The organism is Klebsiella sp. HMSC16C06 (genome assembly GCF_001808325.1).
Lineage (GTDB): Bacteria > Pseudomonadota > Gammaproteobacteria > Enterobacterales > Enterobacteriaceae > Klebsiella > Klebsiella variicola.
This window is the reverse complement of sequence record NZ_KV793029.1, coordinates 19,663-45,227: the sequence shown is the minus strand read 5'-3', so window position 1 is coordinate 45,227 and position 25,565 is coordinate 19,663. Positions and strand designations below refer to the sequence as shown.

General features: G+C 57.4%; 19 protein-coding genes, 1 tRNA gene and 3 pseudogenes. 11 read left to right on the top strand and 12 right to left on the bottom strand.

What is annotated here, in order from left to right:
• Positions 1–10: 10 nt before the first annotated feature.
• Positions 11–292 carry an acylphosphatase gene (yccX, locus tag HMPREF3142_RS26230; RefSeq protein WP_012542291.1) on the top strand — a complete coding sequence of 94 codons (282 nt, stop codon included), beginning with the start codon at positions 11–13 and terminating at the stop codon, positions 290–292.
• Here yccX and tusE read toward each other — a convergent pair.
• Together tusE and yccA are read right to left on the bottom strand one after the other, a co-directional pair.
• Positions 289–618: a sulfurtransferase TusE gene (tusE, locus tag HMPREF3142_RS26225; RefSeq protein ID WP_002898457.1), complete on the bottom strand. Its 330-nt coding sequence runs from the start codon at positions 616–618 to the stop codon at positions 289–291. The genes yccX and tusE overlap by 4 nt on opposite strands.
• An 88-nt stretch (positions 619–706) precedes the next feature.
• Complete coding sequence (yccA, locus tag HMPREF3142_RS26220) at positions 707–1,366, bottom strand: FtsH protease modulator YccA (protein WP_002898458.1); 660 nt, start codon at positions 1,364–1,366, stop codon at positions 707–709.
• Positions 1,367–1,634: 268 nt separating this feature from the next.
• Here yccA and HMPREF3142_RS26215 point away from each other — a divergent pair.
• The 4 genes and pseudogenes from HMPREF3142_RS26215 (at position 1,635) to HMPREF3142_RS26200 (ending at position 6,623) form a co-directional block, all read left to right on the top strand.
• Positions 1,635–3,259 (top strand): annotated as a pseudogene (locus tag HMPREF3142_RS26215) (ABC transporter substrate-binding protein).
• A gap of 146 nt (positions 3,260–3,405) precedes the next feature.
• Positions 3,406–3,493: transfer RNA gene (locus HMPREF3142_RS26210), tRNA-Ser, on the top strand.
• Between the two features lie 303 nt (positions 3,494–3,796).
• On the top strand, positions 3,797–6,223 hold the full coding sequence (locus tag HMPREF3142_RS26205; RefSeq protein ID WP_070612905.1) for a glycogen/starch/alpha-glucan phosphorylase: 2,427 nt from the start codon (positions 3,797–3,799) through the stop codon (positions 6,221–6,223).
• A gap of 64 nt (positions 6,224–6,287) precedes the next feature.
• Positions 6,288–6,623, top strand: coding sequence for an STAS domain-containing protein (locus HMPREF3142_RS26200; RefSeq protein ID WP_008805907.1), 336 nt, complete (start codon positions 6,288–6,290; stop codon positions 6,621–6,623).
• Between the two features lie 41 nt (positions 6,624–6,664).
• On the opposite strand, the pseudogene HMPREF3142_RS30025 reads toward HMPREF3142_RS26200, so the two are convergent.
• Both HMPREF3142_RS30025 and HMPREF3142_RS30020 read right to left on the bottom strand, forming a co-directional pair.
• Positions 6,665–7,426, bottom strand: a pseudogene (locus tag HMPREF3142_RS30025) (EAL domain-containing protein); the annotation flags it as partial.
• A gap of 159 nt (positions 7,427–7,585) precedes the next feature.
• Positions 7,586–8,200: pseudogene (locus HMPREF3142_RS30020) on the bottom strand (CSS-motif domain-containing protein); the annotation flags it as partial.
• A gap of 403 nt (positions 8,201–8,603) precedes the next feature.
• Between HMPREF3142_RS30020 and HMPREF3142_RS26190 the strand changes: the two are divergent.
• The 4 genes from HMPREF3142_RS26190 to HMPREF3142_RS26175 all read left to right on the top strand — a co-directional run bounded on the left by HMPREF3142_RS26190 (position 8,604) and on the right by HMPREF3142_RS26175 (position 13,410).
• Complete coding sequence (locus HMPREF3142_RS26190) at positions 8,604–9,620, top strand: iron ABC transporter substrate-binding protein (protein WP_070612901.1); 1,017 nt, start codon at positions 8,604–8,606, stop codon at positions 9,618–9,620.
• A gap of 21 nt (positions 9,621–9,641) precedes the next feature.
• On the top strand, positions 9,642–11,216 hold the full coding sequence (locus HMPREF3142_RS26185) for an ABC transporter permease (protein ID WP_008805909.1): 1,575 nt from the start codon (positions 9,642–9,644) through the stop codon (positions 11,214–11,216).
• 1 nt (position 11,217) lies between these two features.
• Positions 11,218–12,246, top strand: a complete 1,029-nt coding sequence (locus HMPREF3142_RS26180) for an ABC transporter ATP-binding protein (protein WP_004179253.1) — start codon at positions 11,218–11,220, stop codon at positions 12,244–12,246.
• A 243-nt stretch (positions 12,247–12,489) separates the two neighbouring features.
• Positions 12,490–13,410 carry a GGDEF domain-containing protein gene (locus tag HMPREF3142_RS26175; protein ID WP_008805910.1) on the top strand — a complete coding sequence of 307 codons (921 nt, stop codon included), beginning with the start codon at positions 12,490–12,492 and terminating at the stop codon, positions 13,408–13,410.
• Here HMPREF3142_RS26175 and HMPREF3142_RS26170 read toward each other — a convergent pair.
• On the bottom strand, positions 13,407–14,240 hold the full coding sequence (locus tag HMPREF3142_RS26170) for a helix-turn-helix transcriptional regulator (protein ID WP_008805911.1): 834 nt from the start codon (positions 14,238–14,240) through the stop codon (positions 13,407–13,409). The genes HMPREF3142_RS26175 and HMPREF3142_RS26170 overlap by 4 nt on opposite strands.
• A 261-nt stretch (positions 14,241–14,501) precedes the next feature.
• Between HMPREF3142_RS26170 and HMPREF3142_RS26165 the strand changes: the two genes are divergently transcribed.
• Positions 14,502–15,269 (top strand): phytanoyl-CoA dioxygenase family protein, encoded by a 768-nt coding sequence (locus HMPREF3142_RS26165; protein ID WP_004183607.1) that lies wholly within the window; start codon positions 14,502–14,504, stop codon positions 15,267–15,269.
• 13 nt (positions 15,270–15,282) lie between these two features.
• Here HMPREF3142_RS26165 and HMPREF3142_RS26160 read toward each other — a convergent pair whose 3' ends face one another.
• Genes HMPREF3142_RS26160 through HMPREF3142_RS26140 form a run of 5 tightly spaced genes read right to left on the bottom strand, consistent with a single transcriptional unit; the run spans position 15,283 to position 20,245 of the window.
• Entirely contained in the window at positions 15,283–15,624 is a 342-nt protein-coding gene (locus HMPREF3142_RS26160) for a PTS fructose-like transporter subunit IIB (protein WP_008805913.1), read from the bottom strand.
• A 15-nt stretch (positions 15,625–15,639) separates the two neighbouring features.
• Entirely contained in the window at positions 15,640–16,515 is an 876-nt protein-coding gene (locus HMPREF3142_RS26155; RefSeq protein WP_070612899.1) for a [formate-C-acetyltransferase]-activating enzyme, read from the bottom strand.
• Complete coding sequence (locus HMPREF3142_RS26150; protein WP_070612897.1) at positions 16,481–18,778, bottom strand: formate C-acetyltransferase; 2,298 nt, start codon at positions 18,776–18,778, stop codon at positions 16,481–16,483. The genes HMPREF3142_RS26155 and HMPREF3142_RS26150 overlap by 35 nt, the downstream gene beginning before the upstream one ends.
• A gap of 49 nt (positions 18,779–18,827) precedes the next feature.
• On the bottom strand, positions 18,828–19,148 hold the full coding sequence (locus HMPREF3142_RS26145) for a PTS fructose-like transporter subunit IIB (RefSeq protein ID WP_004179264.1): 321 nt from the start codon (positions 19,146–19,148) through the stop codon (positions 18,828–18,830).
• 20 nt (positions 19,149–19,168) lie between these two features.
• Positions 19,169–20,245, bottom strand: coding sequence for a PTS fructose transporter subunit EIIC (locus tag HMPREF3142_RS26140; protein WP_070612895.1), 1,077 nt, complete (start codon positions 20,243–20,245; stop codon positions 19,169–19,171).
• 308 nt (positions 20,246–20,553) lie between these two features.
• Between HMPREF3142_RS26140 and ptsP the strand changes: the two genes are divergently transcribed.
• Entirely contained in the window at positions 20,554–23,055 is a 2,502-nt protein-coding gene (gene ptsP / locus HMPREF3142_RS26135) for a phosphoenolpyruvate--protein phosphotransferase (RefSeq protein WP_032753970.1), read from the top strand.
• 37 nt (positions 23,056–23,092) lie between these two features.
• On the opposite strand, the gene HMPREF3142_RS26130 is transcribed toward ptsP, so the two are convergent.
• Complete coding sequence (locus HMPREF3142_RS26130) at positions 23,093–24,058, bottom strand: PDR/VanB family oxidoreductase (RefSeq protein WP_047666289.1); 966 nt, start codon at positions 24,056–24,058, stop codon at positions 23,093–23,095.
• A 56-nt stretch (positions 24,059–24,114) separates the two neighbouring features.
• A complete protein-coding gene (locus tag HMPREF3142_RS26125) occupies positions 24,115–25,563 on the bottom strand; it encodes an NAD-dependent succinate-semialdehyde dehydrogenase (RefSeq protein ID WP_070612893.1) in 1,449 nt (482 codons plus the stop codon).
• Positions 25,564–25,565: the final 2 nt, after the last annotated feature.

The following is a 25,565-nucleotide window of genomic DNA, read 5'->3' as shown; positions in this document are numbered from 1 at the left end:
GGAGATGATAATGGCCAGTATCTGCACGATGGCATGGGTTTACGGTTCGGTTCAGGGCGTGGGATTTCGCTATTCAACACAGCGGGAAGCGCTGCAACTGGGGTTGACCGGCTATGCCCGTAATCTGGACGACGGCGGGGTGGAAGTGCTTGCCTGCGGCGAGGCAGAGCAGGTGGAGAAACTCATCGCCTGGCTGAAAGCCGGGGGGCCGCGCAGCGCGCGGGTTGACCGGGTGTTAACCGAACCCCATCAACCCACCCGCAGCTGGGAAAAATTCGCGATTCTCTATTAGATGCACTTCACCGGCTTCGGCAGCCCGGCGATTTTGGTCGCCTGTTTGGCGGGGCCTTTCGGGAACAGGCGATAGAGATAGCGGCTGTTGCCTTTCTCTTCGCCAAACTTGTTGGCCATCGCCTTCACCAGCATGCGGATCGCCGGAGAGGTGTTGAACTCAAGGTAAAACTCGCGCACAAAGCGCACCACTTCCCAGTGTTCAACGGCGAGCGTTATCCCTTCCTGCGCGGCAATGACTTCCGCCATCGCCTCGCTCCACTGGGTGGTATCTTTCAGATAGCCTTCGCTATCCGTTTCAATTTCGTTGCCTTCAAAAATAAACATGATTTTTCACATACCGCCTGAAACTGGCCGCAGTGTAGCAAAAAAAAAGGCCCCGCATAAGCGAGGCCTCGGTGAAGCAGGGGAGCGATTAGTCCCGGCTGGCGAAGCCCAGGATGCTCAGCAGGCTGACAAAGATGTTGTACAGCGAGACATACAGGCTGACCGTGGCGCGGATGTAGTTGGTTTCACCGCCGCGGATGATGTTGCTGGTCTCGAACAGGATGGCACCCGAAGAGATCAGGATGAACACCGCGCTAATCGCCAGATGAAGCGCCGGCAGCTGCAGGAACAGGTTAGCGACCATACCAATCAGGACGACCACCACGCCCGCCATCAGCATTCCGCCGAGGAAGGACATATCTTTGCGCGTCGTCAGCACGTAGGCCGAGCAGCAGAAGAAGACCAGTGCGGTGCCGCCCAGCGCCAGGCCGATCAAATCGCCCATGCCGGCAGAAAGGTACGCGTTCAGCATCGGCCCAAGGATATAGCCGAGGAAGCCGGTGAAAGCGAAGGCGGAAATAATCCCGGTGGGTTTATTCGCCGTTTTGTAGGTCAGGAACATCAGACCGTACATCCCCACGAGGGTTAAAATCAGCCCCGGGGAAGGAAGCATCAGCACCGTGCTGGCGGTGGCGGTGATAGCGGAAAACGCCAGCGTCAGGCTGAGCAAGAAGTAGGTGTTACGCAGAACCTTGTGCGTGCTGAGCAGCGAGGAACGGTCACGCGATGATGTAATTATGCGATCCATGAGTCACTCTCTTATGACAGATGTAATTAGGGATAAAGAATAAGAAAAACAAGCGTGAAGCCCTAATGCTTTTACCCATCTTTACTTAGCTTTTGCCGCTTTTGTCCAGCATAAAATTCTACATGGATTGGGAAAAGCGATATGTTTTCGCGTTTCGCTTCGGTGAGCCGATCGAAATCTTATAGGTTGCTGAAATATATTGCTTTATTTAAATTCTGCGACTAAGTGTGGAAGGGGGAATAACTCCGTACGTTTAAGGCAAAGGGAAATGACATTACACAAAAACAATCACATCACGCGGACGCTCCTGGCAATGAGTCTGATGGTCATAACCGGCGGGGCGCTGGCGGCGCAGGTGCCGCCTGGCACCCAGCTGGCGGAAAAGCAGGAGCTGGTCAGAAATAACGGCAGTGAACCTGCCTCACTCGATCCGCATAAAGTCGAGAGCGACATTGAATTCAACATCATTAGCGATCTCTTTGAAGGGCTGGTCAGCGTGACGCCTGCGGGGGCGATCCAGCCCCGGCTGGCGGAGCGCTGGGAAAACAAGGACAACCTGTTATGGACCTTCCATTTACGCCCCGGTCTGACCTGGTCCGACGGCACGGCCATCACGGCGCAGGATATCGTCTGGAGCTGGCAACGGCTGGTCTCGCCGGCCACCGCCTCGCCCTATGCGAGCTATCCCGGCAATATGCATATCGCCAACGCTCGCGAAATTGCCCTGGGGCAAAAGGGACCCGAGACGCTGGGGGTAAAAGCGCTGAACGACTCCACGCTGCAGGTCACTCTGAACCAGCCGAATGCCGCTTTCCTGGCGATGCTGGCGCACCCTTCGCTGGTACCGATCGACAAAGTGCTGGTGGAGCGTTTTGCCGATAAATGGACCCGACCAGAGCATATCGTCACCAGCGGCCCGTATAAGCTGACCCAATGGGTGGTGAATGAGCGGCTGGGGCTGAACGGAATGCGAAGTACTGGGATAATGCGCACACCGTTATTAATAAAGTGACTTACCTGCCCATCTCTTCGGAGGCTGCCGATGTCAACCGCTATAAAGCGGGGGAGATCGATATTGTTTATACGGTGCCGATCAATCAGTTTGCGCAGTTGCAGAAAAGCATGGGCGATCAGCTGGACGTTTCGCCGCAGCTGGCGACCTATTACTACGAATTCAATACTACCCGGCCGCCGTTTAACGACGCCCGCGTGCGGCGCGCGCTGAATATGGCGCTTGATAAAGATATCATTGCCGGAAAAGTGCTTGGCCAGGGGCAGCGACCGGCCTGGGTGATCAGCCAGCCGGATATCGGCGGCGTGACGCTGCGCAACCCGGACTACGCCAGCTGGCCGCGCGAGAAGCGGATTGCTGAGGCGAAAAAACTGCTGGCGCAGGCGGGGTATGATGACAGTCACCCATTGGTCTTTACCCTGCTGTATAACACCTATGAGTCGCACCAGCGTATCGCCATCGCCGCCAGCTCTATGTGGAAGAAAAACCTCGGCGTCGAGGTGAAGCTGCAGAACCAGGAGTGGAAGACGATGCTGGATACCATGCATACGCATAACTTTGACGCCGTCCGCTATGCCTGGATCGCCGACTACGACGATGCCGCCACTTTCCTCAATACGTTCCGTACCGGTGATAGCGAGAACACCAGTCAGTACAGCAACCCGGCTTACGATGAGGCCCTGCGCAATGCGGCGAAAGCCTCCGACGTAGCGACCCGGGGCAAATACTATCAGCAGGCGGAAGATCTGCTGGCGCAGGATGTTCCCGCCATTCCGGTCTATCACTATGTGCGTACCCATTTAGTGAAACCCAGGGTGGGCGGTTTCACGCCAGATAAGCTGGGGTATTACTACACCAAAGACATGTACATTAAAAAATAGTCATCTGATAGTGGTGAGGAGCGCTGATTTTCTGTGCGAACTGCCTGAAATTCAGACGAATAACACAGAATTGTTTGTTTTTAAGGCAGTTGAACAAAATGGTGCTTTACAGCATCCGCCGAGGTGTTTATAGTGCGCCTCACACCGGAAGTGTGGCCGAGCGGTTGAAGGCACCGGTCTTGAAAACCGGCGACCCGAAAGGGTTCCAGAGTTCGAATCTCTGCGCTTCCGCCATATAAAAGAAGGGGTTACCGAAAGGTAACCCCTTTTTGCTTTTACCTGTAGCCGTCCTGACTGCACTTCACCTTCACCTCCCGACTCCGCAAACCCGCCATGTCTGTAGCGTTATCGCTGGCGAAAAGGTGACGATCAATCCATTGCAAATGGTTGTTATTTTAATTATTCAGCCTCTCGTTATAAACGGCAATGGTGCTGAGGAATAAAAACCATTCGGCAAAATATCTTCGTCTATACTTGGAAAAATGATGATTTACCTGCCATGGTTTTTACGCAGATACAGAGACCAGAGAGGTCAGCATGCCTGACATTAACCCGCAAAATATCAAAGAATTACGGGCGTTGGTTGAACAGCAATTAAAGTACACATTGTGTGTTAGCTTAAATAAAGCTACGCATGGCGATATTTTTAACGCGGTGGCGCTGGCCATTCGTCATTTTCAACAGGATCATTTTTTGTTGAGCCAGACGCGGCAACGTGAAGAGCATAAAAAGCGTGTTTACTATCTGTCGATGGAATTTTTACTGGGACAGTCGCTGCGTAATAACCTTTTGAATATGAATTTACTGGCGGAGATGCACCAGGTGGTGAATGACCTGGGGTTTGATCTTGACCACCTTCTTGACGAAGAACCCGACGCCGCGCTGGGTAACGGAGGGTTAGGGCGCTTAGCCGCCTGTTTTATCGATTCGATGGCCACCCTTGATATTGCCGCATCCGGGCATGGCATCAAATACGAATATGGTCTTTTTCGCCAATCCTTTCAAAATGACCAGCAGATCGAGCATCCGGATGACTGGCATTCCATGCACTCCCCGTGGTTGGTCGAACATCATGCGCAGCAAATCCTGATCCCGCTGGGAGGCTATATTGAACACAGCGAAGATGTTGATGGCAATTACAATCCAATGTGGCTGGGCTGGAAAACGATTATCGGTATACCCCATGACTATTTCGTTTCCGGTTACCGGGATACGACGACCAACAAGCTGCGGCTTTATAGCGCGGTGGCCTCTGACTCCTTTAATATCCATATTTTCAATCGCGGTGATTATATCAAGGCGGTGAGTGATAAAATCGCGTCGGAGAATATTTCAAAAATACTCTATCCATCCGATGAGGTGCTGACCGGAAAAGAGCTGCGGCTGACGCAAGAGTATTTTCTGGTGGCCTGTACGCTGCGGGATATATTTCGCGACTATGCCGAGGTTAATGACGATATTACTTTCCTGCCGCAGCATGTGGCGATTCAGCTGAATGACACCCATCCGGCATTAGCGGTGGTGGAGCTGATGCGTATCCTCGTCGATGAACACCGGCTGCCCTGGGAGCAGGCGTGGGAGATAACGCAAAACACCTGTGCCTACACGAATCATACGTTGATGCCGGAAGCGCTGGAGACCTGGCCGGTGACGCTGTTTGAAAAACTGCTGCCGCGTCATTTGCAAATTATATTTGAGATCAACCATCGTTTCCTTGAAGAGGTGGCCCGGCGCTGGCCGGATAAAAATCATCTGTTATCTTCGCTGTCTTTAATTGACGAACATCACGATAAGCAAATCCGCATGGCCAATCTGGCGATTGTCGGTAGCCATCGCGTGAACGGGGTAGCATGGCTGCATTCGGAACTGGTCAAGAAACAACTGGTGCCTGACTTCTATTTTATGACCCCGGAGAAATTCATTAATCAGACCAACGGCGTCACGCCGCGACGCTGGGTGCAGCAGGCTAACCCCGGCCTGGCCGCTTTTTTGCACCAACAGCTGGGGGAAGGGTGGCCAACCGATTTACCCTTGCTGTCCAGTCTGGAAAGCCTGGCCGATGATACTGCTGTTATTGATAATATCCGGGCCATTAAATTTGCCAACAAAACCGCGCTCAGCCAGCTGGTCGCTCAACGCTATGGCATCGTCCTCGATCCGCTGGCGATGTATGATTGTCAGGTCAAACGTATTCATGAATATAAGCGTCAGTTACTCAATATTCTTCACGTGATCGCGCTTTATCTGGATATCAAAGAGACAGGGAAAACTATCGCGCCTAAGGTGCATTTGTTTGCGGGTAAAGCGGCGCCGGGCTATCGGATGGCGAAGCTGATTATTCAGTTGATTAATACCGTCGCCCGGAAAATTAACCGCGACCCGCAGGTTGCCGGGCAGCTTAAAGTGGTTTTCCTCGAAGATTATAAAGTTTCGCTGGCGGAAAAAATCATTCCGGCCACGGATCTCTCTGAGCAGATCTCCACCGCCGGGACCGAGGCTTCCGGCACCAGCAATATGAAGTTTGCCATGAACGGCGCGTTAACCATCGGCACCTATGATGGGGCGAATATCGAAATCCGCGAGGCCGTGGGGATCGATAATTTTTATCTGTTTGGCGCCGTGGCGGAAGAGATTGAAGAGAGCCGGCGCCTTGGGCATCACCATAACTTCTATCATCAGAACCCGGCTATGGCGCGTGTTGTCGATACTCTCGTGTCTGGGTTGTTCACCAGCGATCGTGAGCTGTTTGCACCACTTCACCACATGTTGACTGAGGGCGATCATTACTGTCATTTACTGGATTTCGACAGTTATTGTCAGGCCCAGCGGCAGGCGATGGCCGATTTTGAACTGCCGGAACAATGGCACCGTCGGGCCTTACTCAATATTTGTCGGATGGGAGAATTTTCCAGCGACAGAACCATACGTGGCTACGCCCGGGATGTTTGGGGTATCACCTGCTAAAGAGAGAACACGCCGGCCGAAAAAGGGACTCGTCGACGGATATCAGTCACTATTGAGGATGAGCATGAACGTTGAATTACATACCGAGCAGGGCGTAAAAATTATTGTACCTCTTGTGCGCCGACTGGATGCTTCCGTCGTGCAGTCGTTTAAGCAGCAGCTTCTGGAGGCTATCGACCCGGATACCAAAAACGTGCTGCTGGATCTGAGCCACGTCGATTTCATCGACAGTAGCTGCCTTGGCGCGCTGGTTTCCATTCTGAAAAGCGTCAACGGTCAGGGCGAGTTGGCGCTGTGTTCACTCAATGACACGATTAAAAACCTGTTTAAGCTCACCCGTATGGATCGCATCTTTTCCATTAAGGAGACCCGACAGGATGCGCTGAATTCGTTGACTTAGTGATGAGGTTGGTGCAGGCCCGCGGGTTATGGAGCGCCCGCTCATTCTTCGACAATCCGCGCCTTTGGTTTGCTCAGCAGGAGCATCACCAGCGCGACGTAGGGCATCGGCTTCCAGAAATAGTAGCCCTGCAGCAGATGAATATTCTGGCGATTGAGATACTCCAGCTGGACCTGGGTTTCGACACCCTCGGCAATGATGCGCAGTGACAGTGTCCGCGCCATCTCTATCACGCAGTCCAGCAGCTTGCTTGACGGCGCCTCCCCGGTTACCCGGCCGACAAAACTCTGATCGATTTTGATATAGTCGAAAACCAGCTCGTGGAGACAGGAAAGCCCGGAATAGCCGGTGCCAAAGTCGTCCAGCGCGATGGAAAACCCGCGGGAGTGTAACGTATTGAGCTTGTCCACGACCGCGTCGTTGAGCAACAGCGGCTCCTGCTCCGTGATCTCCAGCATCAGCTTCACCGCTTTCCCCTCAAAGCCGCGCTGATAGTGCAGGCAGTCATCGATAAACGACGGGGCGTTGATATGTGATGCGCTGATGTTGACGCCGATATGAAACCCGTCCGGCAGCTTACTGAAGATGGGTCTCATCTGGGCGGCGACCTGCGCCATCAGGCTGCGGGTCAGCGGGATAATTAAGCCGGTACGTTCGGCTAGTGGAATAAATTCAGCGGGCGAACGCCACTGCGCGGTGGTGTATTGCCAGCGGGCGAGAATTTCCACGCCGTAGATCTCCCCGGTTTTCCCGTTCACCAGCGGTTGATAGTAGGGAACGATATCGCCCTGGGCGATGGCGTAGCGCAGGTTCTCTTCTTCAGAGGTATAGACATTGAGATATTTGCGCAGCAGGAAATAAAACAATAGCGAGACAGAGAAAATGAAAATCAGCAGACCGAAACCATTTTGAAATAAGCGGCCGGGGCTAAAAAAAGGCGACTCGGGATAGATAATGCGAAACGGGTAGTCCGGTGAGCTAAATATATCCTGATGTGGGCTGGCTTTCAGCGGCTCCACATCGCCATATCTGGCGATCATCTGATGGTTGACCGAGAGCGCCAGCCCGGCGTTATCCTCATCGCTATACAAGGCATCGCGCAAATGGATGTCGCTGATACTGACAATGACTCTCACCTGCGCTGAACGCGTGTGATAGATCAGCACCGGCCGCTTGTTAACCATCATCCTGGCGGGCAGCAGTTGCAGCAGCTCATCAGGCAAGGATTCCGGATGGAGCGTCAGTACCCGATTGCCGGGTAGCGACGAGCACCACACCTGGCCATCTTTTACCAGCACGATCGTGCGCAGATGCGGCTGCAGGGCGGCCTCAGTCCCGAGCTGGAACTGACCCTGCACGGAGCAACCGCGGCGGCTAACGTTCATTGCCGTCACCGTGGCGGCTCGGGCTTCATCCAGAATAACGGCGATTTTCTTCGCCGCCTGACGGGCGGCGGCGGCATGGGTGGCCTGGTCTGAATGCCACAGTTGCCAGTTAATGACGAACACGCCAGCCAGAAATACCACCAGCGCCAGGGAAAAGGAAATCCATGCGTTTCGCACTTTTGTCTTTTTCATTTATTACGCGTGCTATGTGAGGCGAGCATAAAATGAACCATCCATCCCGCTGAAAAGGCGTTATCCAATGATCGTAGAAGGGGGATAACCTCCGCGACGACGGAGCATGTAAAAACATGATCAGTATCACAATACCCGCCGGCAAAGACCGCGGATAACGTGCAGAGGTGGCTGTTCTGTCACGAAGGTAATAAAAAAATCGCAGCTTAATGTTTTCTTAATCTAAATTTCGGGAGTGGATGGTTTTAAGCATTTTCTAATCCCTAATAACCGACCGGCGCTATTTTTTGCTTTTTTAAGTTTATGATAATTGTTTTCATTATCATTCTTTTTTTGCTGTGATTTAATCCTCTCCGCTCAGGCTATTTACCGTTTTTTGCCCTATTTCATTAAGGATGCGTTCATGAAATTTCGCTTATCGCCCCTCCGTACGGCAGCGCTGGTTGCCGCTTCTCTGTTTCTGGCGCCGCAGGGGATGGCGGCTGACGCTCAGAACGGGATTGTGGTCTACAACGCCCAGCACGAAAATCTGGTGAAGTCGTGGGTGGATGGATTTACCAAAGAGACCGGTATTAAGGTCACGCTGCGCAATGGCGATGACAGTGAGCTGGGTAATCAGCTGGTTCAGGAAGGCTCCGCGTCGCCGGCCGATGTGTTTCTGACCGAGAACTCGCCGTCGATGGTGCTGGTCGATAATGCCAAACTTTTCGCCCCGCTGGATGCCGCCACCCTGCAGCAGGTTCCGGCGCAGTACCGTCCGCAGCATGGGCGCTGGATCGGCATTGCCGCGCGCAGCACCGTTTTTGTCTACAACCCGGTGAAAATCAGCGAGGCGCAGCTGCCGCATTCCCTGATGGATCTGGCAAAACCGGAGTGGAAAGGGCGCTGGGCGGCTTCGCCATCGGGGGCTGATTTCCAGGCTATCGTCAGCGCGATGCTGGCGCTGAAGGGTGAGCAGGCGACTCTCGACTGGCTGAAGGCGATGAAAACCAACTTTGTCTCTTACAAAGGCAATAGCACGGTGATGAAAGCGGTCAACGCCGGGCAGATCGACGGCGGGGTGATCTACCACTACTACCGCTTCGTCGATCAGTCAAAAACCGGCGAAAACAGTAAAAACACCCAACTGTATTACTTCAAACACCAGGATCCGGGCGCCTTCGTCAGCATTTCCGGTGGCGGTGTGCTGGCTTCCAGCAAACATAAAGCGCAGGCGCAGGCCTTTATTAAATGGATCACCGGCAAGCAGGGGCAGGATGCACTGCGCACCAATAACGCCTTCGAATATGCCGTGGGGGTAGATGCGGCCTCTAACCCGAAACTGACCCCGCTGAAAGATCTGGATGCACCGAAGGTAGAACCTTCCTCGCTGAACAGTAAAAAGGTCATTGAGCTGATGACGCAGGCTGGCCTGCTCTGATCCTGAGGAAGTGATGTTGCTATGTCTGTTCTGAGTTTGTCGCTCGGAAAGAAAACAGGACGCCTGCCCGAGCGCAGGCGTCCTGCATTTCCGATGGTGGCGTTAGCGCTGCTGTTTTCATTGCTGGCGCTGTTGCCGTTAGGGTTTGTGGTGGCGGTTGGGTTCGACACCGGCTGGCCGACCATTAAAGCGCTGGTCTTTCGTCCGCGGGTAGGGGAGCTGCTCAGCAATACCCTGTGGCTGACGGTGCTGGCGGTCCCCATCAGCATTGTGCTCGGCGTGACGCTGGCCTGGCTGACGGAACGTACTGCCCTTGCCGGTCGGCAGCTGTGGTCGGCGCTGGCGGTAGCCCCGCTGGCGATCCCGGCCTTTGTCCAGAGCTACGCCTGGGTCAGTGCCGTGCCTTCGCTGCATGGCCTCTCCGCCGGGGTGTTTCTCTCGGTGCTCGCCTACTATCCGTTTATTTATATGCCGGTGGCGGCCGTGCTGCGCCGCCTCGATCCCACCCTTGAAGATGTCGCCGCGTCGCTGGGCACGCCGCCGTGGAAAGTGTTCTTCCGGGTGGTGCTCCCGCAGCTGCGTCTGGCAATCTGCGGCGGTGCGCTGCTGGTGGCCCTGCATCTGCTGGCGGAATATGGCCTGTATGTGATGATCCGCTTCGATACCTTCACGACCGCTATTTACGATCAGTTCCAGTCGACCTTCAGCGGTCCGGCCGCCAATATGCTGGCAGGCGTGCTGGCCTTGTGCTGCCTGGCGATCCTGCTGCTTGAGAGCGCCTCACGCGGTAAAGCGCGTTACGCGCGTATCGGCGCCGGGGCGGCCCGCGAGCAGAAGCGGCTTGTGCTGGGTAAAGGGGCCGCTTTTGGCGCGCAGCTACTGCTTCTGCTGCTGGTGATGCTGGCGATGGGGGTTCCCTTACTGGTCCTGTGCCGCTGGCTATGGCTGGGCGGCATCGACAACTGGCTGCATGCCGATCTCTGGCATTCTCTGCGCCAGACCCTGCTCCTGGGGGCGGGCGGGGCGCTGCTGACAACGGTTTGCGCGATCCCCATTGCGTGGCTCGGCGTGCGCTATCCGCGCCCGTTGTTCCGCCTGCTGGAGGGGTGTAATTACATCACCAGCTCGCTGCCCGGTATTGTCACCGCGCTGGCGCTGGTGACGGTCACCATCCACTACGCCCGTCCGGTGTACCAGACCGAAGTGACGCTGTTTCTGGCCTATCTGTTGATGTTTATGCCGCGTGCGCTGATTAACCTGCGCGCCGGTATCGCGCAGGCGCCGGTGGAGCTGGAAAACGTTGCCCGTAGTCTTGGACGCAGTCCGGCCCGCGCCCTGTGGAGTATCACTATGCGGCTTGCCGCGCCGGGCGCGGCTGCAGGTGCCGCGCTGGTGTTCCTTGGCGTCAGCAATGAGCTCACCGCCACACTACTGCTTTCGCCGTTAGGCACCCGCACCTTGTCGACCGGTTTCTGGGCGTTAACCAGTGAGATCGACTACGTAGCGGCGGCACCGTACGCGCTATTGATGATCGTCATTTCGCTGCCGCTGACCGCGGTTCTTTATATGCAGTCGAAAAAAATGGCAGGGTTGTAACATGCTGGAATTGTCTTCTATTTCGAAATCCTTCGCTGATGCGCTGGTCCTCGATAATCTCAATCTGACCGTAGCGCCGGGGAGCCGGACGGCCATTGTTGGTCCGTCCGGCTCGGGGAAGACCACGTTGCTGCGCATTCTCGCCGGTTTTGAAACGCCCGATCGCGGGCGGATCGTCATGCACGGTAAGTCTCTGTTTGCCGACGGTGTGTTTGTCCCCGCCCACCAGCGACGGATCGGCTATGTTCCGCAGGAAGGGGCGCTGTTTCCTCATCTTAATGTTGCGGACAATATCGCCTGGGGGCTCGACGCCAGCCGTGAGGAGAAGCGTCGCCGCGTGGGGGCGCTAATGGAGATGGTCGCCCTCGACGCTGGTCTGGCGAGTCACTGGCCACACGAAATTTCCGGTGGCCAGCAGCAGCGTGTTGCCCTGGCCCGCGCGCTGGCTCAGCAGCCGGCGCTGATGCTGCTGGATGAGCCGTTTTCTGCACTGGATACCGGGCTGCGCGCCAGCACACGCAAAGCGACGGCGGACCTGCTGGCCGAGACGGGGATCGCCTCGATTCTGGTGACTCATGACCAGAACGAGGCGCTGTCGTTCGCTACGCAGGTGGCGGTAATGCGTCAGGGGCGCTTCGCCCAGGTTGGAACCCCGCTGACGGTTTACTCGCAGCCGGTGGATGAAGAGACGGCGTTATTTCTTGGCGATGCCCTGATCCTCCCCGCACGCCTTAGCCCCGGCCGGGCAAGCTGCGCGCTGGGGGACCTGGCGACGGACGCACTGCATCCTGCTGGCGAAGGTAGGGTGATGCTGCGTCCGGAACAGCTGAGCGTCAGTGTGAGCGGGCCGCAGGAAAGTACCGCCATTATCCGCGATGTCGATTTCTCAGGCCAGCTTTCCACGTTGACGCTGTCGATGGCTGGGCACGAGCGGCCGATTGTCCTGCGAACCGTGAGCCAGCCGGCGTGGCAGCCCGGCGCGATGGTGAGACTGACGGTCAGCGGCAAGGCGCGAGTGTTTAGCGGCTAATCCCTGAGCAGGCGGCGTCGGCTATCGACGGCGCCGCACGGAAAGCTAATTAGATGGCGGATGAAGCCGCTAGTATCCGCGCCACTGACCTCGTCGCCATGGAGTGGTAGTACGTTGGAACAATTCCGCGGGGTCAGTCCAGTTCCCGCCATTTTACCGAACCGTCGCTTTTTCATTCGTCCCGCTACGCTTAACTGTTATCCTGTCTCGCGATCGGCCCTGTTGTTACCATGAGACACCGCTATGCCTGAACTCCATACTCCTGCTAATCGCCCCGGCCCGGCCGCTGTGGCCCGGGTGACGCTCCTGCCTGCGCTGCTGGTTATCGTCGCTGTTGCTGTCGGCTGCGCCCTGGTGTCGCCTCCGGTCGGTACACGACACGAGATCCTGACTAACCCCGGCCTCTATATCGATCTGCTGGCGTTGTTGTTTCTGGTGTTTATGCTGTGGAGCTCGGCGAAGGTGCGGATGAGCCACATTGCCGTCAACTGGGTACGCTATGGGCTGCTGTTGTGGATTGCCGGCGGCACCTTTGACGTGATGGATGAGATCGTGGTTCAGCCGCGCTGGATGGGCTACTACTGCGAAGATCTGCTGCGCCTCTCCGGGATGCTGCTGACCGTGGTGGGGGTCTACAAAATTATTGAGCGAATCAATTTGCTGTACGTCGATGCGCGCTCGCAATCCCTGAAGGATGAACTGACCCAGTTACCCAACCGGCGTTTTTTCATTGATACCATTCGCGAGAAGTCCGGGCATGCGCTGGGACTCATGATTCTGGATATCGATTTTTTTAAGAAAATCAACGATAGCTGGGGCCACCTGGTGGGGGATGAAGTGTTATTTTCGCTGGGGAAACAGCTGGCGAAACTAACCAGCGAGCAGGTCCAGCCGGCGCGGATCGGTGGGGAAGAGTTCGCCATTATCGTCGATGGCCTGTCGGAGCCCGAGCTGCACGCTCTGGCGCAGTCGATCCTTGCTAACGCTCGCACCATCCTGATCAATCATCAGACGCCGCTGTCGATCAGCATTGGCGTCGGAACCTGGCGGCCAGGCGAAGCGCAGGAGACGTTTATCCGTAAAGTCGACGAGGCGCTGTACAAGGCCAAGCATAACGGCCGCGGCCGCGTGGAGTGGGCGCCATCTGCCGGTGCGGCAGGTTAGGCCTGCTGCGCGCTACGGCAGTGTCGCCGATACTCCGATGGCGAGCGTTCTGTGTAGCGTTTAAAAACCCGGCAAAAATAGTTGCTGTCGACAAAGCCGCAATTGTGCGCAATCTCTTTCACCTTCAGGTCATAGCCGCGCAATAGCTGCTTCGCCTTTTCCAGGCGAACCCGGGTCAGATACTCATTAAATCCCACCGAGCCTGATTTCTGAAAAATATGCGAAAGATAGTTGGGCGTGATGTGAAAACGTTTGGCTACCGATTCCCGCGTCAGCGGTAGACTGAGATTTTCCTCGAGGTAGTCCTGGACGGCGAGAAACAGATCCCGGCTGCGGCTGACGCGCATCTCCAGCCCGACCAGCTGTTCACGACAATGACTCAGCAGCGCGGCGATCACCAGTCGCGCGGTCAGCGGGTCGGGCTGCAGGCTGACTTCATTCAGGCTCAGCAACAGGTAGGAACCCACGCGCGGCCCAAGCCGGGAAACGCTCTGTTTTTCCGTGTGCAGGCTTTTTCCGTCCCAGCGCTGAATACTGAATCCCAGTTTCTGCCGACCAAACAGAATGCTCAGGGTAGTGGCCGGGCCGGTCCACTGCGGCAGCGTCCACTTCCCCGCCTGCACGTACAGTACCTGCAGCGTGGTTAACGTCGAGGCGGCCAGCGGCAGTCCCTGTTCATTCAGTTGGCCCTCCAGCACAATTTCCAGACGCGGAAACGGCACGTTGAAGGCGAGGGCAGGCACGGAGATATCCGGCTCAGGAAATCTCACCTGTAAGTGATCTTTTTGACCGATTAACCGATGCAGTATATCCGGCAGATCTTCAATCATTCTTTGCCCTCAGCATGCGCATTATCCTGTTGATGGTAATCTATTTTTTCCTTCCCGGCAGCGTTAGTTTAGCCATTTTGCGCAGCGGATTGCCGGCCAGCTGTAGCGCATGCATCGCCGGAAAAGAGATTATTGATGCCCATCACACTTTGTGAGCTCGCATACGTATGTCCAGTTTTTCGTAGCGCTCGCCTCCTGTTATACCGCGGAGGGGCCAGTAGAGTTTGTTTGTGTTATCGGAACGTTAAAAAGGAACGCAAAATGAACTCATCATCGGCTAACTTTCTCGATGCGTTAGGCGCCAGCCAGACGCTCAGCGCGCAAATGAAACACGAGCTCGACACCCTCGGCTACACCGTCGTGCATAACGTCGTTGACGCCCAGTGGCTGAGCGAAATGCGCCTGCTCATTGACACCCTGGTTGAACGCGAAGGCGATAATCTGGCGATGGAGCACCATCAGGAGGCGACGGCGACGCGGATCGCTAACCTGATTAATAAGGGGGTTATCTGGGAGAAAGTCTGGTCACACCCGCTGATCCTCTCCGCTTGTCGCTATATCTTCAACGGGGATTTTAAAGTCTCCAGCCTGAACGCCCGCGAGGCGCTGTATAACGGCGGCCACCAGCCGCTGCACGCTGACTGGAAAAAGCCGCGCCCGGATTTTCCCAAAGTCCACCTGGTGAATACCATCTGGGCGATAGACGATTTGAGCGCCGCCAACGGCGCGCCGCGGATCATTCCTGGTACCCACCTCCGCCCCGAGTTACCAGAGGAGGTGCTGGCCGACCCGGAACAGGCCCATCCCGATGAGATTGTGTTTGCCGCGCCGGCTGGCAGCGTGATGATCTACAACGCCCACGCCTGGCACGGCGGCACCCGTAATCGTGAAGGCAGCAGACGACGCGTACTGCATGGGTTATATATCGATCGTGCGGATACGCCGCAGCAGGATCAGCGGCGCTGGCTGACGCCGGAGACGGCAAGCCGCCTGACGCCGGCGCAAAAGTGGCTGCTGGATGTAGAATAAGGCCTGTTGCCGGTCAGGGAAGTTCTACATAGACGACCGGCTTTTTCATGATGCTTTTCACGGCCTCGACGATCTGCTGCGGCTGCAGCAGGAAGCTCTTGATGCTGGTTTTAATCGTCCGCAGGCCGCGAAAGCGCTGAGGGTCGTCGATTTCGATATCCGTCACCAGCAGCACCACTTCGGCGCGGGCGATATCTTCCGCGGTGATCCGATTTTCTACGCCGAGCGCCCCCTGGGTTTCCACCTTCAGGTGCCATTTTTCATGATGACCGACCTTTTCCAGTCGTTCGGCGGCCATGTAGGTATGCGCCACGCCGCTGACGCAGGCGGTGACGGCGACAATATTGAAGTCCATAACATCCTCCTGGCGTTAACCGCCGATAGTGACGTGGAAACCGGCCGCTTCGGCCATCACCCGATATGGTTGAATTTCCGCTTCGTCAGGCGCTTTCACGCTGGCCAGCGTCCAGGGTTTGCCCAGCAGACGGTATTTGGGCTCGCCATATTGATGAAACGGCAACAGGTGCATTTCTTTTAGCGCGAAAGGGGCGAGGAACGCCAGAATCTGGCGAAAATTATCGGTATTCAGTGTGTAGCCCGGGATCAGCGGCACCCGCGGGATCAGGTTGATTTTTCTCGCCGCCAGCTGGCGAAAATTGTCCAGCACCCGTGGCTGATTCATTCGCAGCAGCGACCGCGCCCGCTCAGGTTCCATGATTTTAAAATCAAACAGCACTTCATTGCAGGCTTCGGCCACCGGCAGGAAGCGGTCAAAAGCGCCGTCGCCCGCGGTTTCGATGGCGGTGCGGATCCCCCACTGGCGCAGGCGCTGGAGAAAGCGGGCGGCAAACCCGGCCTGCATGAGCACTTCGCCCCCGGAGAGGGTGACGCCGCCGCCGGAGGCGCGAAAGAAGACCTCATCCTTCAGCACCTCCTGCAACAGGTTATCCAGCGTCACATCGCGGCCAATCTGTTCCCACGCTCCGGACGGACATTCGGCGACGTCCTGCTGGCAGCGCGTGCAGCGCAGGCATTTACTCTCCCGGCGCAGGGTCTGAATCCTGGGTGAAATTGATTCGGGATTGGCGCACCCCGGGCAGGTATGAGGGCAGCCTTTAAAAAAGACCACCGTGCGGATCCCCTGGCCATCGTTGAGCGAGTAGCGCTGGAGGTTAAAAATACGCGCCCGATCGGCGCGCGTGTCGATGACCTCACAGCTGATGCGCGGTGCGGCGGATAATGTCATCCTGAATCTCCTTCGACAGCTCAACAAAGAAGGCGCTGTAGCCCGCGACCCGTACCACCAGGCCGGCATAGTCCTGCGGCCGCTGCTGCGCTTCACGCAGGGTGTCGGCATTGACCACGTTGAACTGAATATGCTGCAGCTTGAGCTTGCAGAAGGCCTGTAAAAAATCGGCCAGTTTGTTCAGGCCGCCGTCGCCGGCCAGCGTTGCCGGAGTGAATTTGACGTTCAGCAGCGTACCGTTCGACAGCAGATAGTTATCCAGCTTGCTGACCGATTTCAGCACTGCCGTCGGCCCCTGGGAATCCTGACCGACCATCGGCGACAGGCCGCCGTCCGCCAGCTGTTCGCCGGCCAGTCGCCCGTCCGGGGTGGCGCCCACCACCGAACCCAGCGGCACGTGCGCGGAGACGGTGTAGGAGCCGGGGGTAAAAAGGCCGCCGCGCGGGTTCAGATACTGCTCGACTTCTTTGCAGTAAAAACGCAGCAGATCGGCGCTAATATTGTCGACATCGTCGATATCGTTGCCGTATTTGTCAAAACGGTTAATCAGCCGGGCGCGGATTTTTTCCCCTTCTGGCGTCTGGAAATTGGCTTTCAGCACGGCCATCAGTTGGTCAAAGCTGAGACGCTGCTGGTCGAAGACCATACCCTTCAGGGCGTACAGCGAATCGCTCAGGTTAGCGATCCCGATACCCTGGACGCCGGAGAAGTTATAGCGCGCGCCGCCGGCGGTGATATCTTTGCCGTGCTGCACGCAATCTTCAATGAACGAGGAGAGCAGCGGGACCGGCGCCCAGTCGCGGTGGCCGATATCGCAAATGTTGCTGCCCTCGACCATCAGCTTGATGTAATGGCGAATTTTGTCGCGGATCTGGCAGATAAGGCCGTCCCAGCTGACGTCAGGCTGATGTTCATTTTCCTGCAGCACAATTTCCATCACCTTCAGCAGATTAAACATGGCGATATCATGCAGGCCGTAGGTGCGCCCTGGAATAGAGAGCTCCACGCAGCCGACCACCGCGTAATCGCGGGCATCTTCCAGCGACACGCCGCGGTTAAGGAAGGCCGGGACCACCACCTCATCGTTGAAAATCTGCGGGATCCCGGTACCCAGGCGAATGGTCTCAGCGGTTTTACGCAGGAACGGGCGATCAATCAGCTCGTTGACCCGCACGCCCAGATTCGGCTGCGGCAGCTGAACGTTTTGATAGGCGTCGAGGCATAAAAATGACAGCACGTTGACCGCGCTGCGCCCGGTGTCCGTCAGCCCGCCGAGCAGGGCGGTATAGCCGGTGGGAAAACCCGCGAAATAGCGCGCGCTGCTGGAGGAGCGTAGCAGGACGATATCGTTGCATTTCACCCACAGCGACTCCAGCAACTCCTTGAGATACGCGGGATCCTGACCCTGATTCAGCGATGCCTGATAAAACGGCAGCATATACTGGTCAAAACGCCCCAGCGAAATCGAGCTGGCATTGGATTCGTACTGCAGAATGATATTCATATACCAGAACAGCTGGCAGGCCTGGGGAAAGTCCGTTGGCCGGTGTTGCGCGTTGTGGCGCGAAATCGCGGCGATGGTTAACAGCTCCTGCTGACGCTGCGGGTCCTGACAGTGCCCAGCCATCTCCTCGGCCAGCGCGGCGTAGCGCAGAATATGGCGCTGGGAAGCTTCCAGCAGGATCAGTACCGCCTGATAAAAGGGGTTCTCCGGTTGCCGGGCGCAGTGCGTTTTGAGTTCGGCGACCAGGGCGCCAAGGCCATGATTCAGCAGCCGTGGATAGTCGATGATGATATGGCCCTGGCCTTTATCGGTCTGGTTCACGCTGAATATCTGGGTGTTGACGGCGGCCTTGACCTCTTCAGTCATCTGGCCGTTGATGAAATCTTTCATTGAACGCTTTTCCCAGTAGGGGTACAGCGCTTCGCGGTAGATTTGCTTATCTTCTTCGCTTATCGCGAAGCGGTCCTGTGGTCGGGTCGGAAAGGCGTCGAGCTCGTTGAGCAGCCAGTAGGGGTCCATCTCGGGCGACATAATCCCTGCCCGCGGTTTGACGGTGCGGTTGCCGGCGATCAGTTCATCCTCACGAATCGAAATCATCACCTTATCGAGGATCCACGCGGTGGCTTTCGCCCGGCGGATAATCACCGGCTCGCCCTCCGTCTGCCGATGGCTGGCAGTGTAGAGTAATGCGCGCTCAAGGGAGATTTCGCGCGGCTGGGCGAACAGGCTGGCTTTCAGGCGTTGGGTACGATTCGTCATGATAAACTCCATGTTGTGGCGAAGGGCGCGAAGGCGCCCTTTTAAGGCTTCAGGCGCTCTGGGAAAGGTGGCTGTCTATCTTGTTCATGATGGCGTCGGCGCGCTTGACCGCATCGCTGATATTGACGCGCACGATAGTTTTCCCGGCAAAACGCTCTTCGAATTTGATGCCGATATCTTTGGTCAGAATGACCATATCGGCGGCGGCAATCTCCTCCGCCGTCAGTTCGTTTTCAATGCCAATGGAACCCTGCGTTTCAACCTTGACCTGCCAGCCTTTGGCTTTGGCGGCGCTTTCCAGCGATTCAGCGGCCATGTAGGTGTGAGCCACGCCCGACGGGCAGGCGGTGACAGCGATAATGTGGGTCATAATCTGTTCCTTCCAGTCTGTTAGTTAATTTCGAAATCAAGGTCTAGTTCATCGTCAGCGGCGACGTCAGTGGGTTTCTTTTTGGCGAAGGCTTTCAGCAGGATGACGCAGGCAGCGCTGACGCAGGCGCCGACCAGCAGCGCGGCAACAAACCCGAGCTTGCCCTGGACCACCGGCAGCACGATGAGCCCGCCCCAGCCGGCGTAACACTGGGCGCCCATCAGCGCGGCGGTGACGCAGCCGCTGGCGGCGCCAATCATATTGGCCGGAATGACGCGCAGCGGATCCGCGGCGGCAAAGGGAATCGCCCCTTCGGTCACGCCGACACAGCCCATCACCAGCGCGGCTTTGCCGGTTTCCCGCTCTTCGGCGGTGAAATATTTGCGGCCAATCAGCGTCGCCAGCCCCATGCCCAGCGGCGGTACGGCGATACCGACGGCAGCGATAGCCACCACGCTGTAGACGCCCTGCGAAACGCAAATCAGCATGAAGGCGTAGGCTACTTTGTTCACCGGGCCGCCCATATCAAAGGCCAGCATCAGACCGATAATGATGGCCAGCACCACGATGCTGCCCTCGCGCATCCCCTGCAGCCAGCCGGTCAGGTTAGCGGTCAGCGCGCCAACCGGCTCGCCAAGCCCCCACATCATGATCCCGGCGGTGATAAAGGTGCCGACGATGGGAATGATGAAAATCGGCATCACCGAGCGCAGAACTTTATGTACGGGGATTTTTTTCAGGTAATAGACCACCAGGCCGCCAATCATGCCGGCGATCAGCGCGCCGAAGAAACCGGCGCCAAAGCTGTTGCCCACCCAGGCGCCGATGGCGCAGGGGGCCAGCGCAGCGCGGTCAGAAATGGAGTAGCCGATGTAGGCGGCGAGAAAGGGCACCATCAGCGTCAGCCCGGCGACGCCGATATCAAAAAGTTTCTTCAGATTAGGGTCGGTGGCGGCATCGGGTACCGCGCCTTTGCCATACAACATGACGGAGACCGCCAGCAGGATCCCGCCGGAGACCACGAAGGGGATCATATGTGACACGCCGGTCATCAGATGCTGGCGGGTATTTTTTAGTATTTGCACCAGTTCGTTCATTGCTTGCTCCTGAGCGCTGTAGGGCCCGTGACAGTATTGATGCCTCAACATTAGAAAAAGGGCGGGGTATTAAACAGTAGAGAAAAAGTGCATTTACTGGATATTTGTAAGGTGAGAAAAGAATTGCGATCCACCTCAAATCTTAGTAGTGACAGGAGAGATGAGCGCTAACAGGGTGGAATTGTGATGGCGGGCATAAAAAAATATTGTGTGTACAATAGTCCAGTAATTGCCAGTTTTATCACCTAGTCCCTGGGGCCGTCTTTTATTACTTTTGAGGAAATAATGGATTGCTCTGGAGGAAGGCGATGGCTCTGGTCATTGAATTTACATGTGATTTGCCCAACGGCGTGCATGCGCGTCCGGCCAGTCTGGTCGAAACGCTGTGTAACCGTTTTTCATCAGCGGTTGAGTGGCGGAACTTGCGCCGCGAGACCGGCGGAAATGCCAAGAGCGCGCTGGCGATTATCGGCAGCAATACCCTGAAGGGCGACGCCTGCCAGCTGCTTATCAGCGGCGAAGATGAAGCTGAGGCATTCGCCGCGTTAACGGCTTTTATGCGCGATGAATTTCCCCACTGTGACGCGCCGCTGCCCGCTGCGCCAACGCTGGATGTCCAGCCGGTGCCAGAGTCGCTTTCGCGGCTGAACCCGACGCTGTTTCATGCCCACCCGGTGTGCGCCGGCAGCGCGGGAGGGACGCTGGTTCATCTCAAATCACGCGATCTGCACGAGCTGGGCGAACTGCCCGTCGCCGCCAGTCCCGAACAGGAGCAGGCGGCGCTGGATAATGGCCTGCGCCTGCTGGTGAAAGATATCGAGCTGCGGCTGCTGGACAATGACGGCACCGCCAGCGCGATCCTGGAAGCTCACCGTTCGCTGGCGACGGATGCCTCGCTGCGCCAGCACCTGCTTGGCGGTATTCTCACCGGGTTGAGCTGCGCCCAGGCGATTGTCGCCACCGGCGACCACTTCTGCGCCCAGTTCCGCGACTCCGGCAACAGCTATCTGCAGGAGCGGGTACTGGATGTACGCGACGTTTGCTTCCAGCTGTTACAGCATATCTACGGCGAAGCCCGTTTCCCGGCGCCGGGCCAGTTGCGGGAAGCGGCCATTTGTCTTGCCGACGAGCTGACCCCCAGCCAGTTTCTGGAACTGGATAAAACGCATCTCAAAGGGCTGCTGCTGCGCAGCGGCGGCACCACCTCGCATACCGTGATTCTGGCACGCTCATTCAATATCCCTACTCTGGTAGGCGTGGATTTAGCCGCGCTGCTGCCGTGGGTGGATACGCAGGTGCAGATTGACGGCAACGCCGGGCTGCTGGTGGTGGATCCGAGTCCGGCGGTAGCGCGCTACTATCAGCAGGAGGCCTGGCTACAGGCGCAAATCCGGCAACAGCAGCAGGTATGGCTGGATAAAGCCGGGCAGACGCAAGACGGTATCCGCGTGGAGATCGCCGCCAATATCGCCCATTCGGTGGAAGCGGTGGCGGCATTCAACCAGGGCGCGCAGTCGGTAGGGTTGTTCCGCACTGAAATGCTGTATATGGATCGCCCGAGCGCGCCGTCGGAAGATGAGCTCTACAACATCTTCTGCCAGGCGCTGGAACCCGCTGCCGGGCGCAGCATTATCGTGCGGACTATGGATATCGGCGGTGATAAGCCGGTGGCCTATCTCAACATCCCTGCGGAAAACAATCCGTTCCTCGGCTACCGCGCGGTGCGCATCTATGAAGAGTATCAGGCGCTGTTTCACACTCAGCTACGGGCGATTTTACGCGCCTCGGCGCACGGCTCGCTGAAGATTATGATCCCCATGATTTCATCAATGGAAGAGATCCTGTGGGTGAAAGAGCGACTGGCGGAGGCCAAACAGTCGCTGCGCGCCGAGCAGATCCCGTTTGATGAAAAGATCCCGCTCGGCATCATGCTGGAAGTGCCGTCGGTGATGTTTATCATCGATCAGTGTTGTGAAGAGGTGGATTTCTTTAGCATCGGCAGCAACGACTTAACGCAGTATCTGCTGGCGGTCGATCGTGATAATGCGAAAGTGACACGCCATTATAACAGCCTGAATCCCGCCTTCCTGCGCGCGCTGGACTATGCGGTACAGGCGGTGCATCGGCAGGGGAAATGGATTGGTCTGTGCGGCGAACTGGGGGCCAAAGGATCGGTGCTTCCGCTGCTGGTAGGCCTCGGTTTAGATGAATTGAGCATGAGCGCGCCGGCGATCCCGGCGACCAAATCGCGCCTGGCCCAGCTGGACAGCCGCGCCTGCCGCCAGCTGCTGAATCAGGCCATGCAGTGCCGTACCTCACTGGAAGTGGAGCATCTGCTGGCCCAGTTCCGCATGCGTCAGCAGGATGTGCCGCTGGTGAGCGCCGAGTGCATTACGCTCAATAGCGACTGGCGCAGCAAGGAGGAGGTGCTGAAAGGGATGACGGATAACCTGCTGCTGGCCGGACGCTGCCGCTATCCGCGAAAGCTGGAGGCTGACCTGTGGGCCCGCGAGGCGGTGTTCTCCACCGGTCTGGGCTTTAGCTTCGCCATTCCGCACAGTAAATCCGAGCATATCGAGCAGTCGACCATCAGCGTCGCGCGGCTGGCGCAGCCGGTGATATGGGGCGATGAAGAGGCGCAGTTTGTGATTATGCTGACGCTGAACAAGCACTCGGCGGGCGATCAGCATATGCGAATCTTCTCGCGGCTGGCGCGGCGCATTATGCACGCGGAGTTCCGTCAATCTCTGGTCTCCGCGGAGAGCAGCGAGGATATTGCCGACCTGCTGCGCCGCGAGCTGGAACTGTGATCTGCACACCGGCCAGCACCGCTGGCCGGTGTGCGCTTTACAAATCCAGCACCAGGCGGCCGCCTTTGGCGCGCGAGCAGCAGATCAGCATACTCTGCTGGCTGGCTTTCTCTTCCTCGCTGTAATACTGATCGCGGTGGTCCGCTTCCCCTTCCAGAATCATCGTTTCGCAGGTGCCGCACACCCCTTCGCGGCACAGGCATTCCACCTTCGCCGCTTTGTTATTCTCAATAACCTGCAAAATGGTCATGTCCTGCGGTACGGTAAATTCGCGTCCGGAACGCGCCAGCACCAGGGTAAACGCCTCTCCGCCTTTATCCTCAACGATAAACTGCTCAAAGTGCAGCTGACTGGCGGGCACCTGATGGCGTTCGGCGGCGGCTTTCACCGCCTCGTTAAGCGCCGCCGGGCCGCAGGTATACACGTGGGTTCCGGGCTCGAGGTCGGCGAACAGGCGCGGCAGGTCGAGACGGCTGCCGAGCGCTGATACATGAACATTGACCCGATCTCGCCACGGCGCGGCGCTGAGCGCATCGACGAAAGCATTATTGTCGGCGTCGTGGAAACAGTAGTGCAGCTGCCAGTCGGCCTGCTGTTGTTCCAGTTCCGGAATATGCGACAAGAATGGCGTAATGCCGATACCGCCGGCGATCAGCAGATGTTTTCGCGCCTGTGGTTCGATGGCGAACAGGTTGTTGGGCGTGGACACCGTCAGGGTATCGCCCGGGCGCACCTGCTGGTGCATAAAGCGCGAGCCGCCTTTGGAAGGCGACTCAAGACGCACCGCAATCTGCCAGCTGGTGGTATCCAGCGGCGAGCTCATCAGCGAATAGGCGTTACTGTAGCGCTGCTCGCCATCCTGCATCTGGACGATAATATGGCTGCCGCCGCTGAATCCCGGCAGCGGGGCGCCGGTCGGCGACACTAGCGTAAAACGCTTCACCTGGGCGGTGATCTGTTCAACATCGCGAACGATCGCCTCAAAAATTTGATAATCAGACATCGCTGAACTCCATCAAAAATCCCGGCGTGGCCAGCGCCGCCGCCGGGAGAGGACATTTACAACCCCTGGCAGAGATACTTCATCTCCAGGTAATCTTCGATTCCGTGTTCCGACCCTTCGCGGCCAAGGCCGGACTGCTTCACTCCGCCAAATGGCGCGACTTCGTTGGAAATCAGCCCGGTATTGATGCCGACCATCCCGTATTCCAGCTGCTCGGAGACGCGCCAGATACGGGCGGCATCGTTGCTGTAAAAATAGGAGGCGAGACCGTAGATGGTGTTATTCGCCTGCTCGATGACCTGCTGCTCATCGTCAAATTTCACCAGTGCGGCCACCGGGCCGAAAATCTCTTCCTGCAGCAGCAGTGACCCCGGCTGTACGTCGCCGATAACCGTAGGGATGAAGAAATTACCGCCCAGTGGGTGCGCTTTACCGCCGGTTAACAGCGTTGCGCCGCGGGTCAGGGCGTCGTCGAGCAGGGACTGGACTTTGCGCCCGGCGTCGGCGTTGATCAGCGGGCCAATCTGTACATCGGACTCGCTGCCATCGCCAACTTTCAGGGCGGCGACGCGGGCCACGAACTTATCGCAGAATTGGTCGTAGACGGCGCGATGAATATAGAAGCGGTTAACGCAGACGCAGGTTTGCCCGGCGTTGCGGAACTTGGCGATCAGCGCTCCCTCGACCGCTTTATCGATATCGGCATCGTCAAAGACGATAAACGGCGCGTTACCGCCGAGCTCTAAAGAGAGCTTTTTGATGGATTCCGCGCACTGGCGCATCAGCACGCGGCCAACTTCGGTCGAGCCGGTAAAGGAGAGTTTACGCACCCGCTCATCGCCGGTGAACACCGCGCCAATTTCGCGCGACTGGCCGGTAACGACGTTAATAACGCCCTGCGGGATCCCGGCCTGAATCGCCAGTTCCGCCATCGCCAGCGCGGTAAACGGCGTTTCGTTAGCCGGCTTAATCACCATCGTGCAGCCAGCGGCCAGCGCCGGGCCGGCCTTACGGGTGATCATCGCCGCCGGGAAGTTCCACGGGGTGATCGCCGCGCAGACGCCCACGCCCTGGCGGATCACCATCAGGCGTTTATCCGCGCCAGGGGAGGGGATTATTTCGCCGTTGGCGCGTTTGCCCTGTTCGGCAAACCACTCGATAAACGAGGCGGCATAGGCGATTTCGCCTTCGGCCTCCGCCAGCGGCTTGCCCTGCTCGGCGGTCATGATCTGCGCCAGCGCGGTTTTGTTTTCGAGGATCAGGCGGTGCCAGTTTTTCAATAGCGTGGCGCGCTGAGCGGCGGTTAATGCGCGCCAGGCCGGCAGCGCGGCCGCGGCGGCATCCACGGCCTGCTGCGCTTCCGCCCGACCCATATTAGGGATCTGGCCGAGCGCCGCGCCGGTGGAAGGATTGCTGACGGCAAGCGTCGTGCCGTCGGCGGCGTCGCGCCAGCTTCCGGCAATCAGCGCCTGCTGGCGAAACAGATCTGAGTGAAACACGGACATAG